The organism is Mesorhizobium sp. M00.F.Ca.ET.216.01.1.1, assembly GCF_004010325.2.
Taxonomy (GTDB): Bacteria; Pseudomonadota; Alphaproteobacteria; order Rhizobiales; family Rhizobiaceae; genus Mesorhizobium.
Map to the genome: position 1 here is coordinate 1 of NZ_SADR02000374.1, position 319 is coordinate 319.

1 pseudogene is annotated in these 319 nt (G+C 60.8%); it reads right to left on the bottom strand.

From position 1 onward, the window contains the following. Positions 1-319: pseudogene (locus tag EN859_RS36545) on the bottom strand (hypothetical protein); the annotation flags it as partial.

Here is a 319-nt window from a genome sequence, read left to right on the forward strand (position 1 = left end):
AGCGGCTCAGCGCCTGGCCTTCTTCAGTGCCCCAGCCGGTGCCTTTCTTGTACCAGATGCCGTTGGTCTTCTCGGCGTATTTGTTGGATGCGTTGAGCGTCGACCAGTCGAAATTCTCGTTGGCGATCGGCGACAGCCCGTAGATATCCATCCAGGAGGCATTGTCGTTGTCCGGCCCGACATTGACGGACGCCGCGAATGGCACGAGGCTGAACTGGACCGGCTTGTCGATCTGCTTGATCTGTGCGGCCTGCTGCGCCAGCGTGTCGACGAGTTGCTTGGCGGCCTGTTTGAGCAGGTCGATGCGCTTCTGCCCCGT